The sequence below is a fragment of the Erythrobacter sp. HA7-11 genome (assembly GCF_055693605.1).
Genome location: NZ_JBVFUF010000002.1, coordinates 233,449 through 251,783, shown reverse-complemented (window position 1 = coordinate 251,783; position 18,335 = coordinate 233,449). Strand labels below are relative to the sequence as shown.

Genomic DNA, 18,335 nt, shown 5'->3' with positions numbered 1-18,335 from the left:
GCATCATCGCCCACGCCGAGCTCTTCCTCGGTATGGTCCTCACCCGCGTCGGTCTCGTGCTTCACCCCATCCATTGCGGCTGACTTAGGCATAGCTAGCCCAATTTACACGTGCAAAAATCACACTCACCCACGGAAAATGCGCCCCATGTAAAGTTTTGTGCATTGCACAATCGTTCATACACGCCCACCTATGGCTGTAACGGGATCGATATTTGCGGCGAATTGCAGAGCATCCGCTCTGTTTCGCTCTTAAGGGGGTAAACTTGCTCTATCACGCCTACGAATTGCAGCGCAGCTGGATGAATTCGGTCAGCTCGCTGGCGTCAATCAGCACGTCGATCATGTCCAACGAAGCCAATCCCTTCGCCAAGATGGGACTGATGCCTTTGGCAGCGAACGCGCTCGACGTGATTGCTCATGCGACTGCGGATTACGGTAAGCCTGCTTTCGGCATCACCGAGATCGAAACCGGCGGCAAGGCATGGCCCGTGATCGAGGCGACGGTGGTCAACCGCCCGTTTGGCGATCTCAAGCGGTTCCGGCTCGACGGAGTGGACGACAATCGCCCCAAAATGCTGATCGTTGCTCCTATGAGCGGCCATTATGCAACTCTGCTGCGTGGGACGGTCCGCCGGATGCTCGAGAAATTCGAGGTTTACATCACCGATTGGGCCGATGCGAAGACCGTGCCCGTGCATGAAGGCAATTTCGACCTCGACGATTACATCGACTACGTGATGGAATTCCTCGAATATATCGAAGGGGTGAAGCCCGGCCAGCGCCCGCATATGCTTGCCGTGTGTCAGCCTTCGGTCCCGGCCTTTGCCGCGACCGCGCTGCTCAACCAGCACAAGTCGCCCGCCGCGCCTGCAACTCTCACCATGATGGGCGGCCCGATCGACACGCGCGAAAGCCCCACGACCGTCAACGATCACGCGATGAACCGCCCGATCGAGTGGTTCCGCAACTCCGTAATTGCGACCGTGCCGATGAAATATCGCGGCGCGGGGCGTAAGGTCTATCCCGGCTGGATGCAGCTTTCTGCATTCATGAGCATGAACCTCGGCAGCCACATGATGAGCCATTATGAGATGTTCAAACACCTCACTGCAGGCGATGATGACAGCGCGAACGCAACCAAGGATTTCTACGACGAATATCGCGCCGTGTGCGACATGACGGCGGAGTTTTATCTGCAAACGGTCGAGGAGGTGTTCCAGAAGCACTCGATTCCGAACGGAGAATTCCGCCACAAGGGCGAGATCGTCGACCTGACCCAAATCAAGGACACCGCTCTGCTCGCAATTGAAGGCGAGCGCGATGATATTTCAGGGCTGGGTCAGACCAAGGCGGCGCTGAAGCTGGCGAGCGGATTGTCCGAGAAGAAGAAGCGCTATTACATGGCCGAAGGCGCAGGCCATTACGGCATCTTCAACGGCAGCCGCTGGCGTACAAAAGTCGCGCCGGTGGTGGAGGAGTTTGTGGCGGCGAATTCTTGATTTGCGCATCCCATCCGGGATGCGATTGCCTCGCGGCTTGCGGGCAAGCCCGCGCCGCTGCGGGCGGTCGATTGGCCTTGCGGTCGCTGCGCGACCGATCGGGCCGCTCGCCTTCCTAACTCTCCGCCTTCGGCGCCCTGAAAAACAGCCGCTTGATGACCCTGCGCGCCCACAGCAGCAGCAGAACTACCAACCCCAAAAGCACCAGCGCAATTACGCCCGCTGCAATCGGATATTCGTATGCGAGGTAAAGCAGACCGATGGTCGCGACATCTTCGACGCTCGAAGCGGCGACATTGCTCACCGGTTCAGGCGAGGTGTTGACGACAGCACGGGCACTCGCCTTGCCGCCATGCGCGAGGAAACTAGCCCCGCCGCCCAACATGAACGCGACCACCTGCATCGCCGGGTCCGACGGATCGACTATCGCCAGCGCCAGCAGCGCGCCGCCAACCGGGCGCACCAATGTGTGCACCGTGTCCCACGCGCTATCGAGCCACATCACCTTGTCTGCAAAGAATTCCGCGAGGGCGCCAAACGCGGCGATGCCCATCACCCACGGGTTTTCGAGCACGGCTAGGCTCGCGAGATGCTCCGGCACCGGCAGTGCGTCGAGCCGCATCGCAAGGCCCGTAGCAAACACGCACAGATAAAGCCGCCAGCCACTCAAAAGGCTGACGCTCCCCGCAATCCCGATGATTTCCATGATGCCCATGGAGGGCAGAATGCGCGGCTTATCGCATCAGGGCAAGCCTGCGCTTACTCTTCACATCGCGATTGACTTAAAACACGACCGTACGGACACCGTTCAGGAACACACGCCCCTCTGCATGCGCCGTGACGGCACGCGAAAGCACGCGGGCTTCCACATCACGCCCTTTCTCAGCCAGATCGCGTGCGGAATGATGGTGGTCCACTTTCTCGATCTCTTGCGCGATGATCGGACCTTCATCGAGGTCGGATGTCACATAATGCGCGGTTGCGCCGATCATCTTCACACCGCGAGCATGGGCCTGGTCATAGGGCTTGGCGCCTTTGAAGCTTGGGAGCGCCGAATGATGAATATTGATGCAGCGCCCCTCCAACGCCCTCACGGCGTTCTTCGAGAGCACCTGCATATACCGCGCTAGCACCACGAAATCGGCCTGATATTGCTCCACCAGAGCCAGCAGTTGCGCCTCTGCTTCTGGTTTTGTTTCGTGCGTCACCGGAACGTGATGGAAAGGAACGTCGTGGCGTTCTGCATGCCAGCGAGCATTTTCATGATTGGACACGACCGCGGCGATCTCCGCACCAAGCCTGTCGCGGCGCGCGCGATATAACAAGTCGATGAGGCAATGATCGCCTTTTGACACCATCACAAGAACGCGCGGCTTCTGCTCCGCAAGACGGATTGACCATTTGATCCTCCGCTTTGCTGCAAGTTCGTCAAAGGCAGCCTCGAATGCGGACAGATCGTGGCCATTGGGAGCTTCCAGCCGTTGCCAGATGAAGAAACGACCGGTCTCCAAATCCGCAAAATCTTCGTTTTTGAGGATACTCAGATTATGACCCGCAACGCACGATGCCACATCGGCAAGAATTCCTATGCCATCGGGTGCGGCGGCGCGCAGGATGTATTCGCTTTTCGCCATCTGGCCGATCCCTTCCTGGCGGATCACGTATCATCGACGTGACAAACAGCAACAAAAAAGGCGGCGCAGGATTTCTCCGACGCCGCCTTTCCCAATTTCAAAGCGCTTGAGGCTTAAAACACCTCAAACATACCGGCTGCGCCCATGCCGCCACCGACGCACATGGTCACGACAACATATTTCGCGCCGCGACGCTTGCCTTCGATCAGCGCATGGCCAACGCAGCGCGCGCCCGTCATGCCGTATGGGTGACCGATCGAAATCGAGCCGCCATTCACGTTGAGGATGTCGTTGTCGATGCCCAGACGGTCGCGGCAGTAAAGCACTTGCACAGCGAAAGCCTCGTTAAGCTCCCACAGGCCGACATCTTCCATCTTGACGCCAGTTTGCTTGAGCAGCTTCGGGATGGCGAAGACCGGGCCAATGCCCATCTCGTCAGGCTCGGTGCCAGCGACCGCCATGCCGACATAACGGCCGAGCGGCTGCAAGCCCTTTTGCTCGGCGAGTTTTGCTTCCATCAACACGCTGGCTGACGAACCGTCTGAAAGCTGCGAGGCGTTACCCGCAGTGATGACCTTGTCCGGACCCATGACCGGGTTCAGCGAGGCAAGACCTTCCAGAGTGGTCGAGGGACGGTTGCCCTCATCCTTGGTGATTGTGACCTCCTGCTGGCTGACTTCGCCGGTTTCCTTGTCTTTCACCATCATGGTGGTGGTCACAGGTACGATCTCGTCGTCGAACTTGCCCGCTTCCTGACCCGCGGCGGTGCGCTGCTGCGATTGCAGCGCGTATTCGTCCTGCGCTTCGCGGCTAATGCCATAGCGCGCAGCGACCGTCTCAGCGGTGCCGAGCATGGGCATGTAAACATCCTTGTGCATCGCGATCAGCGAGGGATCGGGAGCGACGCGCATTTCCGGCGTCTGCACCATAGAGATCGAGTCCTGACCGCCACCAACGACGATGTCCATATTGTCGACGATGATCTGCTTGGCCGCCGTGCTAATCGCCATCAGGCCCGATGAGCACTGACGGTCGATGGTTTGCGCTGCAACCGTTACCGGCGCGCCGCCACGCAGAGCGACCTGGCGACCTATATTGCCCGCTTGCGTGCCTTGAGTGAGGACCGCGCCCCACACCACATCGTCGATGTCTGCGGCGTCAATTCCGGAGCGCTCAACCGCCGCTGCGAATGAGAACGAGCCGAGCGTAGCGCCCGGAGTTGCGTTGAATCCGCCTTTGTAGGCCCGTACCGATCGGGGTGCGGGCGGTGGAGACGATGACTGCGTCACGTGACATGATGGGAATTCCTTCAAGTAATATCGGTGCCGCCAATCATGGGCGGCACGGGGGAAATGCGGTTCGTCTGATTCCGATCAGACGAAGAACTGAGTGATCCACTCGCAGATCAGCGCGGGCTTTTCTTCACCCTCGATCTCAATCGTGATTTCGGCAGTTTGCTGCCACTGACCGGGGCGTTTCTCGATCATTTCGACCAGTTTCCAGTGGCCGCGAATGCGCTTGCCCGAACGCACGGGGTTGATGAAGCGGGTTTTGTTGCCGCCATAGTTCACGCCCATTTTCACGCCGTCGATTTTCGGCATGTCGGAATTGGCGGAAAGATACGGGATCATCGACAGCGTCATGAAGCCGTGCGCGATCGTGCCGCCGAACGGCGTCATCTTGGCGGCTTCTTCGTTGACGTGGATGAACTGATGATCGCCGGTCGCATCGGCGAACATGTTGATCTTTTCCTGGGTCATTTCGACCCACTCGCTAGTGCCGAGGTTTTCGCCGACCTTTGCGGCCAATTCTTGCGGGGTCATGGATTAGTCTCCTGCCAAATTTACGCGCTTCTGGCCCGAATCCCGGGCGAACGCTTGGGCGGAGTAATGGCGCATCCTTTCGGTTAGCGCAATGAGGTTTCCGTAAACGTCAACCTGCCGCTACGGCATCGGGCGAGCCTGCCTGGCCGCTTGCCTCACGCTGCGCTCTGCGGCGCGCGCTTGCGCTTTCGACACGCGGCTTTTCGACCGCCGCCTTAAACCGTTTCGAATCAAGCCTGAGGCAATAGCTGTAGAGCCCGATCTGCAGGCCGATGATCTTGAAGAAGATCGGTTGATAGCCAATGCCTTGGAACAGCGCGCCAGTGAGATAGATGAGGCTGGCGATTTGCAGCGCGGTCGAAAGCGGCGCGATCCACGCCTCGGTCTTACTGTCGCGGTTCTTCCAGCGGCGCCCGATCCGCTCCATCTGCCAAACGCCCAGCCCTTGCAGCCAAAGCCAGATGAACAGGCCCGGCCAGCCCTGCTCGCCGAGCAATTCGAAGATTGCTGAGTGGAACGCGCGGCCCTCATCCACGACTTCGCGGTATTCGACCGAGGTGGTGTTGCCGACCTCTTCCGAGACCGGCATTTCATATTTAAACGAGTTGCCGCGATAAGAATCGAAGCCGCCGCCAAGCGGATTGCGCGACACGTAATCGAGCGTCCATGCCCACACTGCCACGCGTGTGGAGGCGCTTTCGTCCCCGCCCGGCTGAGCAATCGTCGCCATCCGATCGTAATAGCTTTGCGGGAGGAATGGCAGAGCGATCACGCCCAGCGCGCCAGCGGCCATCACGAACATCACACGCCGCTTTACATAGCGCAGCATCAGGATGCCGAGAACCGCAATGCAGACGAGGCCTGTGCGCGCTTCGGTCCCGATCGGTATCAGCAAGCAGGAGAATGTCAGCGCAGCGGCGAAGAGCTTTACCGTCCAATGCTTGGGCACGAGCGTGCCGAAGCGCACCAGCCACCAGATCAGCGGGATCATTCCAATCGCGACCGTTGCAAGCGTGGAGCTTTCATAAATCCCGCTATTGTCGGAGACGAAGAATTTGAGGTTCTCGTAGCCGCCACCGCCCAGCACGGTTTTCATGCCAGTTGAGATCACAATCATGCCCACGCCCAGCACGACCGTGATCGCCAGCGCTTCGAGTCGCAAACGCGTGGTAAGGGTCAGCGGCAGGAAAATCGCAAAAACCAGGGCCTTCCAGACCCATTCCCATTTGGTTTGTGCAGCCTCGGGGAAGTCAGCGTTACCCGTCGTCCAAAAGCAATAGGCGAGCAGCGCCAGCATGAGCCCTTGGCGCAGGCTGAAACGTGCGCCCTCCTTGCGGTCCAGCAGCAACCATCCGCAGAATGCAGCGCCAAACGCGATCAAGGAGACCGGGATCGACTGGATCAGCGAATATCCGATCCGCTGCGGCGCAATGATGTCGATATAGACGTAAAGCAGCACCCACAGATAGGGCCGCCGCAGGCCGAGCAGCAGGATGTAACCGATGAAGCTGAGCAGGATGAGATCGAGCATCTAGGTCTCGCGCTCCGCCGCAGCTTCTTGTCGGGCCTGTTCGCGCACAGCCCGCTTGCGCTCAGCCAAAGCATCAGCGCTCTCCTTGCGTTCCGCCTCCTGATTGGCGGCGATGGCCGGATCGACATCGAGGTCATCGCTCATCACCATGCGCAGCAGAGCCACGGCCAAAAGGCCATGACCAAGAGCAAGGGCGAAATAGTCGATCATAGCAGGCGTTCGTCTCGCACGGTTAAGCGCAGGCTCAATCGCCTGTCGCGCTAAGGCCATTAAACGAATGCAGTTGACGGCCCGTTAAGGACAATCGGGCATATGCGTGCGTAATATGCGCGTACTTCACGTTCTCGATCATTCACTGCCGCTGCATTCGGGCTACACCTTTCGCACGCGCGCTATTCTGAAGGCGCAAGAGGCGCTGGGTGTCGAGGTGCGCGGGATCACAGGCGTTCGCCATGCTGGCGAGGCCGATGCGCCGAACCCGCAAACCGTCGATGGGCTGACATTTTACCGGACCCAAGGCGAACCGGGCGGCCTGCCTGGCCTCGGCGAAATCCGCGAGATCGCCCAGCTGTCTGCCGCAATTCAAAAGCTTACCAAAGAGTGGCGTCCTGACGTCATCCACGCGCACTCTCCCGCTTTAAGCGGAGCCGCTGCCATGCGCGCTGCTGAAGCAATCGGAGTGCCGTTCGTTTATGAGATACGCGCGTTCTGGGAAGATGCGGCGGTCGGCAATCGCACCGGCACCGAAGGCTCGCTCAAATACCGGATGACCCGCGCGCTCGAAACGCAGGTCGCGAAGAAAGCCGATGCACTGTTCACGATCTGCGAGGGCCTGCGCGATGACCTTACCGCGCGCGGCGTGCCGGAGGGACGCATCGGGATTATGCGCAACGGCGTCGACCTGACATTGTTCGGCGATCCACCGCCACGCGATGATCTCGCTCGCTGCAGAACTCGGCATTGCCGAGGGAGAGCCGGTTATCGGCTTCATCGGCAGCTTCTACGCCTATGAGGGGCTCGACGATCTGATCGCCGCCATCCCGCGCCTGCGCGAACAACAACCCGGCGCGCGGTTGTTGCTCGTGGGCGGCGGCGAGATGGACGAAGAATGGCGCGCACAGGCCGCACGGCTCCCCGACCCGCAAGCCGTGATCTTCACCGTACCGCGTGCCGCATGATCAGGTCGAGCGCTATTATTCGTTGATCGATGTGCTCGCCTACCCGCGCAAGAAAAGCCGCCTCACCGATCTCGTCACGCCGTTGAAGCCATTGGAGGCGATGGCGCAGCAGCGCATCGTCGCTGCGTCCGATGTCGGTGGGCACCGCGAGCTCATAGCCGACCGCGAGACCGGCTATCTCTTCCCGCCCGACAATCCTGATGCCTGCGCCGATGCATTGGCAGAGTTGTTCGATGAACGCGGGGAATGGGACGGGATGCGCGCTCGCGGCTTTGAACATGTCCGCTCTGGTCATGATTGGGCAACCAACGCCAGACGTTATCTGGACGTTTACCAAAACCTGTTAGCCGCCAAGGAGGTCGCGCCAGGATCAGAGCAGTCCGGGCAGCGCATCGAAGAAGAGGCAAGCGCATAAAATGAGCTTTCGTGATCAGATCAGCAGCCAGAGAGCGGCTGCACGGAGCGAAGCCGAAGAGGCAATCGCGAGCGATCGTGCGCGCGGCGAATCTCTGTTTATCAAACTCAAGAACGCAGCTTTTCGCAAAAGCGATAGAGCCCCAAAACCAGCCAAGCCCGCTAAGCGGGTTGAACCGTCCACGAAAACACGCAGCGGGCGCACACCTCTCGCTGCGCACAAGAGCTTCGTGCCGCTGATAGTAGGTTGGGGCGCGGCGCTCTGTGGCCTCATCATAGCGATTCTGCCCGAACCGGTTCTGCGCAATCTGGTCGGGATAGCGCAACTCACCGCGCTCGGCGACTATGCCCGCATCGCCCTGGCTTTGCTCGCCGCTTTGTTCGGCGGACTGCTCGCGTTTGCGGCGGCGCGCGCAGTCGCGAATGCGATGGTCGCCCCCGCGCACGAGCAACACAAAACAGCATCTGAGACAGAAGAAGTTCGCGTGATTGATCCGACTCTGGATCTGGGCAGCGACAGTCTCGATGCGCCACTCGAACTTACCGGCGAAGCTGAACTTGTCATCGAAGATAATGCTCCGGTAGAAGAGCAGCGCGCGGAGACAGCTATCTTTGGAAGCCTTAGCAACGGCCTCGATCCTCGGATGCCCGCGAACGCGGAGCCCGAACCGCTAGAACTGAGCGAGGTGGCTGACGTCGTCTCCTATGATGAGGCAAGCTTTGAAGCCGATCCCGTGGCTAAGCCAGCACCACCTCCTCCTCCGCCAATCCCCGCTGATGCGCCCGATTTTCTAAGAGGCAGCGCGGTCGAGAGTCTACGCAGCATGTCGACCGACAATATGAGCCTGATCCAGATGGTTGAACGGTTTGCCACCGCCCTGCATGCCCACCAAGCCGCCGTTGGCGAAACCGGCCAACCGCGCCGCGATGCCGCTCTAGCGGAAGCCTTGCGCGCGCTGTCGCTTTTCACCGAGAATAAGCAAGAGGCCGAAGCGATCGCCAAACGTGACGCGGCCAGCCTGACACCCGGTGGGTTCACTGGCAAAGCGCAAGAGACTGAACGCGAATTGCGCGACGCCCTCGCAAAACTGCAAAAGCTAAGCGGCGCGGCGTGATTTTCTGGCGCCTCAAGCGCCGGCGCTCGCATCCGCTCACTTGGCTTTCCTCGCTCACGCGACCTAACGGTCGCATCGCTGCGGGCGGGCATGCGCCCTTGCGACACCTGCGGCGTCGAACCAGCACAATTTAGGTTGCTTGGCCGAGGAGCACGGCTCACGCAGGTCTGAAAGGCCGAGGATATCGCGCTCGCAGATGCGAGTGCGCACACAAAAACGCAACAAACCCCGCAAACATGTGCGTGTCGCGCAATCGCGATAAAGCTAAGGCATAGCTATGCGAAAGAATGCTTCGTTGTTCGCGGTTGCAAAATAGCGATTCTGTCGGCAAAAGGACGCCAAGCAAGGCAGCGTGCGCCTGAAAAAGGTCGTGCCGCCTGCAATTCTGCCGGCCACAAGCCCACCGGGCCTGTCGCCAGTGTCGGCATCTGACAGAACGGATTTTTTGATGGGACAGCCCGCGGCCCAAGGCCTTTATGACGCTCGAAACGAACACGATGCCTGCGGCGTGGGCATGGTCGCGCATATCAAAGGTGAAAAGAGCCACTCCATTGTCGAATCAGCGCTCGAGATTCTCAATCGGATCGACCATCGCGGTGCGGTCGGGGCGGACCCGCTGCTGGGCGACGGTGCGGGCATCCTGCTGCAGATCCCTGACCCGCTGATCCGCAACTGGGCTAAAAACGCCGGGCACGATCTGCCACAGGCGGGCGATTACGCTGTGGCAATGTGCTTCATGCCGCAGGACGAGGCCGCGCGCGCTTTTGTGACGGAGCGGTTTGAAAAGTTCACCGCCAAGGAAGGCCAGCGTTTTATCGGTTGGCGCGAAGTTCCGACCACGCTCGATGGCCTCGGCAAGGCCGTGGTGGATTCGATGCCGGTAATCCAGCAAGCGATCATCGCGCGCGGCGAGAATTGCGCCGATCAGGAAGCGTTCGAGCGCAAGCTGATCGTGATCCGCAAGCAGACGCTAAACCCGCTCAAAGGCTTGGCTGACAAGCACGACATGCCGAGCCTGACCGATACCTATATGCCGAGCTTTTCGAGCCGCACGATTGTCTACAAGGGCCTGCTTCTGTGCGATCAGGTCGGCAGCTTCTATGACGACCTGCGCAACCCCGATTGCATCTCGGCTATGGGCCTTGTGCACCAGCGCTTCTCGACCAACACGTTCCCGAGCTGGCGTTTAGCGCACCCGTTCCGCTTGATCGCGCATAATGGTGAGATCAACACCGTCCGCGGCAATGTGAACTGGATGAATGCACGCCGCCGCACGATGGAAAGCGATCTTCTGGGCGTTGACCTCGACAAGATGTGGCCGATCATTCCGCACGGTCAGTCCGACACAGCCTGTCTCGACAATGCGCTCGAGCTGCTGCTGGCAGGCGGATACAGCCTCGCGCATGCAATGATGATGCTGATCCCGGAAGCTTGGGCCAAGAATGAGCTGATGGATCCGGATCGCCGTGCGTTCTACGAATATCACGCCGCTTTGATGGAGCCGTGGGACGGCCCTGCGGCGGTATGCTTCACCGATGGGCGCCAGATTGGCGCGACGCTCGACCGCAACGGCCTGCGCCCGGCGCGCTTCTGCGTGACCAAGGACGACATCGTCTGCCTGGCTTCGGAAAGCGGCGTTTTGCCCTTCGCTGAAGAAGACATCACCCGCAAATGGCGCCTTCAACCGGGCAAGATGTTGCTGATCGATCTTGAGCAAGGCCGGATAATCGAAGACGAAGAGTTGAAAGCTGATCTTGCCAGCGCTCACCCGTATTCCGAGTGGCTCGAAAAGGCGCAGTTCAAGCTCGAAGACATTGCCGACATCGAGCCCGAAGTCGCTGAAATCGTCGAGCGCGACAAGGCCGATGGCAATCCGCTACTGCAGCGCCAGCAGGCATTCGGATATACGCAGGAAGACATCTCGCGTTTCCTTGAGCCGATGGCGGTCAAGGGCGATGATCCGCTCGGCTCGATGGGCACAGACACGCCAATTGCGGTGCTCTCCAGCAAGAGCCGCCTGCTTTACGATTATTTCAAACAGAACTTTGCGCAGGTCACCAACCCACCGATCGATCCGATCCGCGAAGAGCTGGTGATGAGCCTGTTGTCGATGATCGGTCCGCGCCCCAACCTTCTAGGCCGCGATGCGGGTACACATAAGCGGCTTGAGGTGCAGCAACCGATCCTGACCAATGACGATCTGGCGAAAATCCGCACGGTCGAAACCGCGCTGGATGGCGCGTTCCGGTGCGCCACGATTGACATGACCTGGGACGTCGAGGCTGGCGTCGAAGGTATCGAGCTTGCGATCAAGGAAATGTGCTGGGCGGCGACCGAGGCGGTGCTGCAGGATCACAACATCCTTGTTCTGTCCGACCGCGCGCAGAATGCAGACCGCATTCCGATGCCGTCTCTGCTCGCCACCGCCGCGGTGCATCATCACCTCGTACGCCAGGGCCTGCGGATGCAAACCGGCCTCGTCGTCGAGACCGGCGAAGCGCGCGAAGTGCACCATTTCTGCGTGCTTGCAGGATACGGCGCCGAGGCGATCAATCCTTACATGGCGTTCGAAACGCTGGAGGATATTCGCCGCAAAAAGCACCTCGAGCTCGATCCGCGCGAAGTGGAACAGAATTACATCAAAGCGATCGGCAAGGGCATTCGCAAGGTCATGTCCAAGATGGGCATCTCGACCTACCAGTCCTATTGCGGCGCGCAGATTTTCGACGCAGTTGGCCTCTCCAGCGCCTTTGTCGACAAATACTTTACTGGAACAGCTACTACGATCGAAGGCGTCGACCTTGCACAAGTGGCTGAGGAAACAGTGCGCCGTCACGCGCAGGCCTATGGCGATGATCCGCTCTATGACAGCATGCTCGATGTCGGCGGCATCTACCAATACCGCCTACGCGGCGAAGAGCACGCCTGGACGCCGAAAAATGTCGCGGATTTGCAGCACGCTGTGCGCGGCAACAATCCCTCAAACTACGAGGAATTCGCCAAGTCGGTGAACGAGCAGAGCGAACGCCTGCTGACGATCCGCGGCTTGCTCGAATTCAAGAAAGCGGACACCGCGATCCCGCTCGATGAAGTCGAACCGGCCAGCGAAATCGTCAAACGTTTCAGCACCGGCGCGATGAGCTTTGGCTCAATCAGCCACGAAGCGCACTCAACCCTCGCCATCGCGATGAACCGCATCGGCGGGCGCTCGAACACCGGCGAAGGCGGCGAAGAGCCGTTCCGCTTTGCGCCGATGGACAATGGCGATTCGATGCGCAGCCGGATCAAGCAGGTTGCCAGCGGACGCTTTGGCGTCACGACGGAATATCTCGCCAATTCCGACGATATCCAGATCAAGATGGCGCAGGGCGCAAAGCCGGGTGAAGGCGGGCAATTGCCCGGTCACAAGGTCGACAAGCGCATCGGCGCGGTGCGTCACTCGACACCGGGCGTTGGTCTGATCTCGCCGCCGCCGCACCACGATATCTACTCTATCGAAGACCTCGCGCAGCTGATCCACGACCTCAAAAACGTGAACACCGGGGCGCGGATTTCTGTGAAGCTGGTGTCCGAAGTGGGCGTCGGCACGGTTGCCGCCGGCGTTTCCAAAGCACGCGCGGATCACGTCACGATCTCTGGCTATGATGGCGGAACAGGCGCATCACCGCTCACCTCGCTCACCCATGCGGGTAGCCCGTGGGAAATCGGCCTTGCCGAAACGCAGCAGACCCTGCTCCTCAACGATTTGCGCAGTCGCATCGCGGTGCAGGTCGATGGCGGTCTTCGCACCGGACGCGATGTTGCGATTGGCGCGCTGCTCGGCGCGGACGAGTTCGGCTTTGCCACCGCACCGCTGATCGCGGCGGGCTGTATCATGATGCGCAAGTGCCACCTCAACACCTGCCCGGTTGGCGTTGCAACGCAGGACCCTGTCCTGCGCGCGCGCTTCACCGGTCAGCCCGAGCATGTGGTCAACTACATGTTCTTCGTCGCTGAAGAGCTGCGCCAGATCATGGCCGAAATGGGCTTCCGCACCGTCGCCGAAATGGTGGGCCGCGCCGACCGTCTCGACATGACACGTATGCACCGCCACTGGAAGGCGAGCGGTATCGACCTCTCGCGCTTGCTGCACATGCCGGAGCTTCCCGAAGGTGCACCGCTGAACCACACCGAGGGGCAAGATCACGGGCTTGCAGCCGCGCTCGACAACGCGCTGATCGCGGATTGCAGCGAGGCGATCAAAGCCAAGAAGCCGGTTCAGCTGAATTACGAGATCCGCAACGTGCACCGCACGGTCGGTGCGATGCTCTCAGGCGAAATCGCCACCGCGCACGGCCATGAAGGCCTGCCGCCAGAGACGATCCGCATCAACCTGACCGGTGTTGCAGGCCAAAGCTTTGGCGCGTGGCTCGCCCACGGCGTCACGCTCGATCTTTCCGGCGATGCCAATGACTATGTCGGCAAGGGTATGTCCGGTGGACGGATCATCGTGCGCCAACCGGAGGCTGCCAACCGCAATCCGGGCGAAAACATCATCGTTGGCAACACCGTGCTCTACGGCGCGATCGCGGGCGAGGCGTATTTCGGCGGCGTAGCGGGGGAACGCTTCGCGGTCCGTAACTCAGGCGCGATTGCCGTCGTCGAAGGCGCGGGCGATCACGCATGCGAGTATATGACCGGCGGCGTTGTCGTGGTGCTGGGCGAGACGGGCCGCAACTTCGCCGCAGGGATGAGCGGGGGCGTCGCCTACGTCTATGACCCTGAAGGCACATTCGAGAGCCTCGTCAATCACGCGCAGGTCGATCTGCTGCCGATCGCTGCCGAGCCGGATGCCGAGGATGGCACTGGACGTCCAAGCCAGCGCGGCACCTCGGTCAATGATTTCGGCATGGGTGACATGCTGCGTCACGATGCCGAGCGCCTCAAAATCCTGATCGAGCGTCACCAATTGCACACCGGCAGCGCCAAGGCGGGCGAATTGCTCGCCGATTGGTCGAGTGCGCTGGGCAGATTCAAGAAAGTCATGCCGCGCGATTATGCGCGCGCGCTCAAAGCCCTTGAGGCGGAGCGCGAAGAGGCCGCATCGGTCGCAGCGGAATAAGAGACAGAGTAAAGCATATGGGCAAAGACACTGGTTTCCTCGAAATCGAGCGGCGCGATCGCGACTATCTCGATCCCAAAGAGCGGCTGAACAATTACCGCGAATTCGTCGTCCAGCCGGACGATGCGACATTGTCGAGCCAGGCAGCTCGCTGCATGGATTGCGGCATTCCCTATTGTCACAACGGCTGTCCGGTGAACAACATGATCCCGGACTGGAACCACCTGGTCTATGAGAATGACTGGAAGAATGCGCTTTCCGTCCTGCATTCGACCAACAACTTCCCCGAGTTTACCGGTACGCATCTGCCCTGCCCCGTGCGAGGCGAGTTGCACGCTCAACATCATCGACCAGCCGGTAACGATCAAATCGATCGAATGCGCGATTGTTGATCGCGGTTGGAAAGAGGGCTGGATCACCCCGCAAGTGCCTGCAAAAAAGACCGGCAAGTCGGTCGCAGTCATTGGCTCTGGCCCGGCAGGCCTCGCCTGTGCCCAGCAGCTTGCGCGCGCCGGCCACACCGTCACCGTATTTGAAAAAAGCGACCGGGTCGGCGGATTGCTGCGCTATGGCATCCCAGACTTCAAGATGGAAAAGCACCTGATCAACCGGCGCTGCGTCCAGATGGAAGCGGAGGGGGTGGAATTCAAAACGTCCAAGGAAGTGGGCGTCGATATCTCGTTCAAAAACCTCGATGAAAACTTCGATGCGATCGTGCTGGCCGGCGGCAGCGAAGACGCGCGCCAGCTTGCCATTCCCGGCGCGGAAATGGGCGGCGTGCGGCTCGCGATGGAGTTCCTGACCCAGCAGAACAAGCGCAATGCGGGCGATGAAGAATTGCGCGCAGCCCCGCGCGGCAGCCTGCTTGCGACCGGCAAGGATGTGGTTGTGATCGGCGGCGGCGATACCGGCAGCGACTGTGTCGGTACATCGAACCGTCAGGGCGCGAAAAGCGTCACGCAGCTTGAGATCATGCCCAAGCCGCCGGAGAAGGAAGACAAAGCGCTGACCTGGCCCGATTGGCCGCTCAAACTGCGCACCTCCTCCAGCCACGAAGAAGGCGTTGATCGCGATTGGGCAGTGCTGACCAAGCGCGTTGTCGGCGACGGCGAGAAAGTCACCGGGCTCGAATGCGCCCGCGTCGAGTGGGTTGATGGCCAAATGCGCGAGATAGTCGGCAGCGAGTTCACTCTGCCCGCCGATCTGATCCTGCTCGCGATGGGCTTTGTCGGGCCGAAAAAGGCTGGCTTGCTCGATCAGGCTGCAGTTGAGCTGACCGAACGTGGCAATGTCTTCGCCAATGAGCAGGACTACGCCACCAGCGTCGAGAAGGTTTACACTTGCGGCGACATGCGGCGCGGGCAGAGCCTTGTCGTCTGGGCGATCCGCGAAGGTCGTCAGTGCGCGCGCAGCGTGGATGAGATGCTAATGGGTGCGAGCAACCTGCCACGCTGATTGATGGACACGGCGCCAGCTTCGCGCGATACAGTGACGCGAAGCAGAATAGGGGCCGCGATTTCAATGCATTTGAAAAAGGTTAGTTTTTGCGGAGCGCTGGCGCTCACCCTCGGTGCGTGCATGGCGACCGGCTCCGGCTCGGATGGCGAGGTTCAGTCAGCCGCAAACGCTCCTGTCAGCACAGAAAACAGCCCATTTGTGGGAGTATATGACGGCGGCTCATTTGAAACCGCGATGGGGATGCGAATTTTGCCCAATGGCAAATTTCAATGGGGCCTTGCCGTCGGCGGGCTAGACCTCCGGGCACAAGGGACTTGGGAGCAGAAGGGAGACGTCCTGTTCCTCACCTCCAACCCGAAGCCGGTACGGCCAAAATTTCGTTTCTTGTCGGTCGAAGACCGGCCAGACGACGCGGAGGACGACAAGCTCGTCTACGTCACGCGCCCCGATGGCAAGCCCTTCACCTATGCAGAAGTCCGGATTGAATGCGCAAACGGCGCGCGCTTCACCGAATTCGTCGCGGGCAGCAATGCATATTTCGAAGATTATGAGCCGCCAGAATGTGATCGGATGAGCGCCATCACCGTCGAGCAAAGCAGTTACAATGTTGTTTCTCCTCGCATTGATTTGCGGGAGGCTGGGTGGAAGCCGGGGCAAATCCTCCGGTTTGAATTCGCGCCTAACGATATCGGAGTGGCCGACTTCACCGGCATGATGGGTGCGCTCGATAATGGCGTGCTGCGCTTATCCGGCGGAAATGGGCTCCTTGGCAATGGCCCACCGCAACCCGGCGAAGTGGTGTTCGAGCTGCGCAAACTGCCGCCGCGGCCTGATGAAACAACGCCGGAGCGCTAACTCCCGCTCGCACATTTGACGCAAGTCGGAACGCTGGGATCATGGCGCAGTCTGGCCTCGGCAATCTCCTCGCCGCAAGTAGCACAATAGCCCCACTCCCCGTCCTCTAGCCGCTCAAGCGCCGCTGCAATCCGCGTGCGTTCGTTCGTCCGCCGCCGCTGTTGTGCCTGTGCCATGGCTTGCTGTTGCATCGCGTCCATGCGCGACAAGCGCCCAACGCTGTCCTGCTGCAATTCGACCACGTCGGTGGAATCGGCATTGGCGGCATCTTCTTGCGCCAGCTCTTTCTGCCGCGCAATCAGCGCAACCTTCGCTTCCTCTTCGGTCACGGCAGGCTCCAATCAATCGTCTCCAGCCCATGAGACGCCAAGAAATCATTCGTCTGACTAAACGGTTTGGAACCGAAGAACCCGCGATGCGCGGATAAAGGGCTGGGGTGCGGGCTGGTTAGCACCAGATGATGAACCGCCGTGCCAAGGCCGCGCACCCGGCCTGCCTTCTTCTGGGCATGGCTGCCCCACAGGATAAAGACGCAGGCGTCCCCGCGATCCACCACCGCTTGCACACAGGCATCGGTGATCGCATCCCATCCGCGCGCGGCATGGCTCCCCGCCTGCCCGCTTTGCACCGTCAGCGTGTTGTTGAGCAGCAGCACGCCCTGCTCCGCCCAAGGAGTTAAATTCCCGGTTGAGGGCCGCGCAATGCCGAGATCGTTTTCCAGCTCCTTGAAGATATTGGCGAGCGACGGCGGCTGCTTCACCCCGTCCTGCACTGAAAAGCTGAGGCCATGCGCCTGTCCCGGCCCGTGATAGGGATCTTGCCCAAGGATCACGACGCGCACCAGATCGAGCGGCGTTGCCTGCAAGGCGGCGAGCCGAGACCCCCTCGGCGGGAAGATCACTTTGCCCGCGTCTTCTTCCGCCCGCAGCCAGCCGCCGAGCCTGCGCGCCTCGGACGTCTTCAAGGCCGGCTCCAGCGCCTCTCGCCAGCTGTCAGGGATCGCGTCTTCTGTCATCGCCTGGCAAAGCTACACCGCAGCCGGCCTGTCGCGCCATGTCCCCTTCCCCTCTTTCCCCAATCGGCCTAAGGCACTGCCTCATATGGCTGTACATTTTCACGAAGAAGACCTGCCCGCAGGCGTGCTCGCCGATGGCCCTGTCGCCGTCGATACAGAAACTATGGGGCTGATCACCCACCGTGACCGGCTTTGCGTGGTCCAGATCAGCGACGGTCAGGGCGATGAGCATCTGGTGCGTTTTGGCCCAAACAGTGACTATGCTGCGCCGAATCTGAAGGCGGTGCTGGCCGATCCTGCGCGGCTAAAGCTCTATCATTATGCCCGCTTCGATCTCGCCGCGATCCAGCATTATCTGGGCGTGATGGCCGCGCCTGTGTTCTGCACCAAGATCGCGAGCAAACTGGTGCGCACCTATACCGACCGGCATGGCCTCAAAAACCTCGCCAATGAATTGCTCGGCGCGGATATCTCAAAGCAGCAGCAATCCTCCGATTGGGGCGGGCCGGAGCTGTCAGAGGCGCAGCGCGAATATGCAGCCTCCGACGTGCGTTATCTCCACGCTATGCGCGAGGAATTGCTCAAGCGATTGGAGCGCGAAGACCGGATGGATATCGCGCAGGCCTGTTTCGATTTTCTGCCAACGCGTGCGCTGCTTGACATGGCGGGCTGGGCCGACAGCGATATTTTCAGCCACATGTAAGCTAGGG

At 60.3% G+C, this 18,335-nt stretch carries 12 protein-coding genes and 3 pseudogenes; 7 read left to right on the top strand and 8 right to left on the bottom strand.

Going from position 1 to position 18,335, the window contains the following annotated elements:
- Window positions 1–265 precede the first annotated feature (265 nt).
- Window positions 266–1,501 carry a polyhydroxyalkanoate depolymerase gene (locus tag ACZ1GU_RS01440; protein WP_472646361.1) on the top strand — a complete coding sequence of 412 codons (1,236 nt, stop codon included), beginning with the start codon at window positions 266–268 and terminating at the stop codon, window positions 1,499–1,501.
- 115 nt (window positions 1,502–1,616) lie between these two features.
- Here ACZ1GU_RS01440 and ACZ1GU_RS01435 read toward each other — a convergent pair whose 3' ends face one another.
- The 6 genes and pseudogenes from ACZ1GU_RS01435 to ACZ1GU_RS01410 all read right to left on the bottom strand — a co-directional run bounded on the left by ACZ1GU_RS01435 (window position 1,617) and on the right by ACZ1GU_RS01410 (window position 6,699).
- Window positions 1,617–2,216: a DUF4126 domain-containing protein gene (locus tag ACZ1GU_RS01435; protein WP_472646360.1), complete on the bottom strand. Its 600-nt coding sequence runs from the start codon at window positions 2,214–2,216 to the stop codon at window positions 1,617–1,619.
- Window positions 2,217–2,283: 67 nt separating this feature from the next.
- A complete protein-coding gene (purU, locus tag ACZ1GU_RS01430) occupies window positions 2,284–3,135 on the bottom strand; it encodes a formyltetrahydrofolate deformylase (RefSeq protein WP_472646359.1) in 852 nt (283 codons plus the stop codon).
- Window positions 3,136–3,248: 113 nt separating this feature from the next.
- Window positions 3,249–4,431 (bottom strand): annotated as a pseudogene (locus ACZ1GU_RS01425) (acetyl-CoA C-acyltransferase).
- 77 nt (window positions 4,432–4,508) lie between these two features.
- Window positions 4,509–4,958 (bottom strand): MaoC family dehydratase, encoded by a 450-nt coding sequence (locus tag ACZ1GU_RS01420; RefSeq protein WP_472646358.1) that lies wholly within the window; start codon window positions 4,956–4,958, stop codon window positions 4,509–4,511.
- 109 nt (window positions 4,959–5,067) lie between these two features.
- Window positions 5,068–6,489, bottom strand: a complete 1,422-nt coding sequence (locus tag ACZ1GU_RS01415) for a DUF5935 domain-containing protein (protein WP_472646357.1) — start codon at window positions 6,487–6,489, stop codon at window positions 5,068–5,070.
- Window positions 6,490–6,699 carry a hypothetical protein gene (locus ACZ1GU_RS01410; protein ID WP_472646356.1) on the bottom strand — a complete coding sequence of 70 codons (210 nt, stop codon included), beginning with the start codon at window positions 6,697–6,699 and terminating at the stop codon, window positions 6,490–6,492.
- A gap of 115 nt (window positions 6,700–6,814) precedes the next feature.
- Between ACZ1GU_RS01410 and ACZ1GU_RS01405 the strand changes: the two are divergent.
- From ACZ1GU_RS01405 to ACZ1GU_RS01385, 5 genes and pseudogenes are all read left to right on the top strand, one after another.
- Window positions 6,815–8,082: pseudogene (locus ACZ1GU_RS01405) on the top strand (TIGR04063 family PEP-CTERM/XrtA system glycosyltransferase).
- A 1-nt stretch (window position 8,083) separates the two neighbouring features.
- Window positions 8,084–9,196, top strand: a complete 1,113-nt coding sequence (locus ACZ1GU_RS01400; protein ID WP_472646355.1) for a hypothetical protein — start codon at window positions 8,084–8,086, stop codon at window positions 9,194–9,196.
- A 448-nt stretch (window positions 9,197–9,644) separates the two neighbouring features.
- On the top strand, window positions 9,645–14,297 hold the full coding sequence (gene gltB, locus ACZ1GU_RS01395; RefSeq protein WP_472646354.1) for a glutamate synthase large subunit: 4,653 nt from the start codon (window positions 9,645–9,647) through the stop codon (window positions 14,295–14,297).
- 17 nt (window positions 14,298–14,314) lie between these two features.
- Window positions 14,315–15,752 (top strand): annotated as a pseudogene (locus tag ACZ1GU_RS01390) (glutamate synthase subunit beta).
- Between the two features lie 66 nt (window positions 15,753–15,818).
- Window positions 15,819–16,610 carry a hypothetical protein gene (locus ACZ1GU_RS01385; protein ID WP_472646353.1) on the top strand — a complete coding sequence of 264 codons (792 nt, stop codon included), beginning with the start codon at window positions 15,819–15,821 and terminating at the stop codon, window positions 16,608–16,610.
- Here the strand turns inward: ACZ1GU_RS01385 and ACZ1GU_RS01380 are convergent.
- Together ACZ1GU_RS01380 and ung are read right to left on the bottom strand one after the other, a co-directional pair.
- On the bottom strand, window positions 16,607–16,939 hold the full coding sequence (locus ACZ1GU_RS01380) for a TraR/DksA family transcriptional regulator (RefSeq protein WP_472646352.1): 333 nt from the start codon (window positions 16,937–16,939) through the stop codon (window positions 16,607–16,609). The two genes, ACZ1GU_RS01385 and ACZ1GU_RS01380, sit on opposite strands and share 4 nt — an antisense overlap.
- Window positions 16,936–17,625, bottom strand: coding sequence for a uracil-DNA glycosylase (gene ung / locus ACZ1GU_RS01375; protein ID WP_472646351.1), 690 nt, complete (start codon window positions 17,623–17,625; stop codon window positions 16,936–16,938). The genes ACZ1GU_RS01380 and ung overlap by 4 nt, the downstream gene beginning before the upstream one ends.
- Before the next feature lie 85 nt (window positions 17,626–17,710).
- Here ung and ACZ1GU_RS01370 point away from each other — a divergent pair, with 85 nt between their 5' ends.
- Window positions 17,711–18,328: a ribonuclease D gene (locus ACZ1GU_RS01370; protein WP_472646350.1), complete on the top strand. Its 618-nt coding sequence runs from the start codon at window positions 17,711–17,713 to the stop codon at window positions 18,326–18,328.
- The last annotated feature ends 7 nt before the right edge of the window (window positions 18,329–18,335 follow it).